Here is a 4,494-nt window from a genome sequence, read left to right on the forward strand (position 1 = left end):
CACCGAGACTAAACATGGTAGCTCCTTTAAATCTAATATGTCTAATTCTAACATATTCACCGAAACCATGCAAGCATTTGAGTCAAGTGGAGCGGCAAAATGGGGCGGTAGAGCTTTAGGCGCTTTGGGTATTGGATATGAAGCGCATAAGGGATATACAAATGCATCGGCGAGATACGCAAAAGGAGACAATACTGGAGCCGCCATGGAGGTTGGCAAGTCAGGTGCAATAATTGCTGCAGGAATCGCAGGCGCAGAAACGGGTGCAGCATTCTGATCGAAATATCTTACTATTCCTGTTTTTGTCATGCGGTATCCATTCTACGAATAGATCCCGTGACGCAGGAGAACATTATAAGGAGATTTGTCTCAGTTATTTTTGAAGTTTGCTTAATGCATCTAAAATATTTGTTTGCTTTGCTTGATCGAGTGGCGTATCATTGGAAACATACATATAAAATTCTACCCGTCTATTTTTAGCACGATTTGCTTCGGTGGTATTTTCAGCAATCGGCTTAGCAGAACCGAATCCTGCTGTAGAAAGACGCTCTGGAGCCACACCGTTTTGAATGAGCTCTCGCATGACCGTCTCCGCTCTCTTCGCAGAGAGTTCGATATTATCTTTATACGGAGTCCCCGCAGGGAGAGGCAAATTATCAGTATATCCACGAATTGAAATATCAACCGACGGCGGAAGCGTATTGATAATATCGGTAACACGTCGAAGAAACAGATGAAGCTCTTCGTTATCAATTGTTGCGTTAGCACCACGAAACGGGATTGAGGTAGGGAGCTTTAATAATACTCCATCCATGCTCTCATCGAGCGGACCTGCACCCATCGACGCATTTTTTAACTCTTGTTGGATTTTTTTAACGGCTTCAGAGACTGCTTGATTTACCGGGGTAGGAGGAGAGCCTACCAACAACGATCCACCATCAGCAACCGGAGCCGCACCTGCAGGATTAGCGGTCGCTTCTGGCGTTGGCTTGCTCTCGCTAACCTCTTTTACCACTGGAGTAACCGCTTCAGGAACCGGAGCATAATCGTAAATTTTAACAAATTCCTCTTTCAATGCTGCAATTTTTTCTTTATTAACCGATGCAATCGCAAAAAGTGCGATGAAAAGTGCCAATAAAAGACTGAAAAAGTCGGCGGTTGGAACTGCCCATTTTTCCCCTGCTTCACACTCTGGGCATTTCTTACACTTATGTTTTTTACCCATTACTTACTCATCAGTTAAATTGACTGTGTTTCTCTTCAGCCGGAGAGAGGAAATTGAGTAATTTCGCTTCAAGGGTACGTGGGTTATCCCCATGAACAATCCCAACGATACCTTCTAGCATCATTTTTTGTTCTTTTACGATATGGTGTGATTTTGCAATCATTTTTCTTCCCCACGGTCCTAAAAGAACGTAGGAGGAGAAAATCCCCGTAACGGTAGCAGTAAACGCACCCGCGATACCCATCGCCATTTCAGCAGGATTATCGAGTTTTTTCAACGCCAAAATCAGACCCAAAACGGCTCCGATAAGACCCATAACGGGTGATGTTTCACCGGCTAGAATCCAGTAGTGTCCGCATCCGTGATAATAGTGCTCTGTCTCTTCAATGACCAACTCCAGTGTCTCGACAATGGTATCTACTTCATTACCATCAACCGCCATACTAAGACCCTGCTTCAAAAACTCATTATCAATCTGTGCCACTTTTGCTTCCAATGATAAAAGACCGTCACGACGAGCTAAGGTTGAAAGTTCAATAATTTCTTTGATTCTCGCATGTAAATCAACCGTACTTTTTTTAAATACGATCGGGCCTAGATGTTTAAAAGCCCCTTTAACATACTCTACATCCGTAGCAACCGCTGCTGCTGCCATCGCTGTCGGGAAAATAACGATCAATGAAGCCAAGTGGATAATATGAACGGGATTACCGCCGTCCAAAATATCTCCGGTGGAAATAGCTGCAATAGCACCCAGAATTCCTAATACGACGGTTAAATCCACGTGACTCCTTCTCGTTACGGGTAAAACTACATCCCTGTAATTACCATTTTATATTATCCCGATTGTACCTTGTTTTCACTAAAAATCAGTACGAAACTCTTTATTTTTTGTTAAACAAACTATACAATAGTTTGATCAAGAGCATCAAAAATATCCCACTCCCCATACTCGCTACAATAAACGCATAATATTCATCATGTGTGATAGCATTAGCACTGTATCCGAGCGTCGCAATAGCAACTGTAAAGGTCAACGGCATTGAATCGCTCAACGAAAACAAGATGGTATTCTTCAACCCAAGATACCCCCCATATGCTACTAAAGAGCTAAGTAAACGAATTCCAATAATGGCGCTCGCAATAAACAATGCCAACTTTAATATTCTAACATCGCTAAAAGCATCCAAGGCAAGTGTTGAGCCGACATGGATAAAAAAGATAGGGACTAAAAACCCGAATCCGAAGGAGGAGAGTTTTTCAGGTAGCTCTGTTTTGTGTTTAAAATAGGTTGCAATAAACATCCCTGCTAAAAATGCTCCCAAAACAACATCGATTTTTAAATAAAGCATCATCGCTATCATAATAAACATGAGTGCCATCGAAAAACGGACATCCTGATCTTTACTATCTTCGTGCGGCATAATGAGCGTTTTAAGGCTCGGATACCACCAAAAAAGGATCCTGATCCCTCGAAAAAAGAGGACAAATCCAATCAAAAAGAGGAATAACCCACCCAATACAAATGCAAATTCGCGGTTAAATCCATACTCCAACCCGCCGCTGAGGATGGTCAGCGCCATAATACTGACCAACTCGCCGATAATCCCGATATTGAGCGCCAATGCCAACCACGGTTTATCTTTGCCGTACTCTTTGACCAGCGCCATCAGCATCCCTAGCGAGAAAATCGGAAATGCCACCAGATAGACCGAACTCAGATCAAAATAGACATAAAGGGTAAATGAACACCCATAGAGCATCGCAAAATAGAGCATCGTCCGACGGAGCAAGGAGGATTTTTCAAATCCGAACGCTTTTAGATTGACCTCCATCCCTGCCAAAAACATTAGGTATAAAAAACCCACTTTTGCGATGATTTTAAACAATTCGTTTTCAACCAATAACCCAAAATAAGCCGCCAAACTTCCCAGTAATATCTCAACAACGACCACTGGAATTTTGGTGACACGGGATAAAAATGGAGAGAGGAGTACCAACAGCGAAAGGGTAATAATAACAACGGTATTTCCCATATTTATCCTCTCATCGCTTTCCAAATTTTAATCGCTTGTGCGTGCTCTTTAACGTCGTGTACACGAACAATCGTCGCTCCCTCTTCTATCGCTTTTAGGTGTATCGCCAGTGTTCCTGCCAACCGATCATCACTCATGGAGGGAGAGATCGCATTGATCATCGATTTTCGGCTGGCACCGACGAGCAGTTTTTTCCCCAATCGGAGAAAATGGCTCTGATGGGTGATAAGCGAGAGATTATCGTCCAATCGTTTCCCAAACCCGATACCGCAATCCAAGATTATATCTTTGATCCCGAATGACTCTGCTTTAGCAATCCGCTCTCGAAAAAAGAGTTCTACATCACCGATCAGTGAAGAATAAGAGGGATTTTCCTGCATATTTACCGGATTTCCCTGCATGTGCATAATAACAGCCGTTGCACCGTAACTGCCGCACAATCGCGCCACCTCATCGTTGGCTAATCCCGTAATATCGTTGACGATACGAAACCCTCTCTCCAGTGCATAGTGGATAACGAGAGGTTCGTAGCTGTCGAGACTAAGGGCTGTTTTTTCATAGAATTTTTGCTCGTACAGAGCATCAATGATTGGAGCCACACGGGAGAGTTCTTCCTCCGCACTCACCGCTATCGAACCCGGGCGGCTCGATACACCGCCGAGATCAATCATATCGGCACCCTCTACGATCATCGTTTCGATCCGCTCAATCGCTTTGCTTCCCTGAAATCGGCTCGCATGATAGAAACTGTCATCATTCGCGTTAAGTATCCCCATAATTGAGGCATCCTCATCGTGTTTCAAATGGCAAAAACTCTCCAATTCTACAGAGAGTGCTTTGAGACCAAAGGGTTGCGCTTTCTCTTTTTTTACCAGTTGCTGCAACTGACGCTCCGTTGCGATCAAGAGAGCATCCACACGGGGAATCGAGGCAGTTACCGTCCCTCTGGGAACCGCGAGATCGGCACCGATACTCAGGGCATCTTGTTTAAGAATATTGGCGGCACCCACATGCAGATCACGGATACGGATCAAGTGGAAATGAGCTTTATCTTCTAAAATAGAAACACCGCCTCCATCAACACCGAGAGCTTTAAGCTCACGGTGCAGGTCTATACAGTTAGAGAGTTTCTCAACGACCACGTTTGACCTCTTTGAGGAAATTCATCAAGACCATGACCAGCACACTCTGCAAACGGCTATTGAGTTCAATCAAACGAAGAGCTTTCTCAAA

General features: G+C 43.9%; 5 protein-coding genes. 1 reads left to right on the forward strand and 4 read right to left on the reverse strand.

Annotated features, from left to right (window positions below):
• Nucleotides 1-277: hypothetical protein (locus JZU62_RS02995; protein ID WP_295011748.1), on the forward strand; the 277-nt coding region annotated here is incomplete at its 5' end.
• A 96-nt stretch (nucleotides 278-373) separates the two neighbouring features.
• On the opposite strand, the gene motB is transcribed toward JZU62_RS02995, so the two are convergent.
• From motB to folP, 4 genes are all read right to left on the reverse strand, one after another.
• Entirely contained in the window at nucleotides 374-1,225 is an 852-nt protein-coding gene (gene motB, locus JZU62_RS03000; RefSeq protein WP_295011750.1) for a flagellar motor protein MotB, read from the reverse strand.
• A gap of 10 nt (nucleotides 1,226-1,235) precedes the next feature.
• A complete protein-coding gene (motA, locus tag JZU62_RS03005) occupies nucleotides 1,236-2,009 on the reverse strand; it encodes a flagellar motor stator protein MotA (RefSeq protein ID WP_295011752.1) in 774 nt (257 codons plus the stop codon).
• 100 nt (nucleotides 2,010-2,109) lie between these two features.
• Nucleotides 2,110-3,261, reverse strand: coding sequence for a cation:proton antiporter (locus JZU62_RS03010; RefSeq protein WP_295011754.1), 1,152 nt, complete (start codon nucleotides 3,259-3,261; stop codon nucleotides 2,110-2,112).
• A gap of 2 nt (nucleotides 3,262-3,263) precedes the next feature.
• Nucleotides 3,264-4,403 carry a dihydropteroate synthase gene (gene folP, locus JZU62_RS03015; protein ID WP_295011756.1) on the reverse strand — a complete coding sequence of 380 codons (1,140 nt, stop codon included), beginning with the start codon at nucleotides 4,401-4,403 and terminating at the stop codon, nucleotides 3,264-3,266.
• Nucleotides 4,404-4,494 lie beyond the last annotated feature (91 nt).

It is taken from the genome of Sulfuricurvum sp. (assembly GCF_019163035.1).
Taxonomy (GTDB): Bacteria; Campylobacterota; Campylobacteria; order Campylobacterales; family Sulfurimonadaceae; genus Sulfuricurvum.

Excerpts from the sequence above, each read along its gene's own strand:
- JZU62_RS03010 (WP_295011754.1), bottom strand. The coding sequence starts at position 3,261 with ATGGGAAATACCGTTGTTATTATTACCCTTTCGCTGTTGGTACTCCTC.
- motB (WP_295011750.1), bottom strand. The coding sequence starts at position 1,225 with ATGGGTAAAAAACATAAGTGTAAGAAATGCCCAGAGTGTGAAGCAGGG.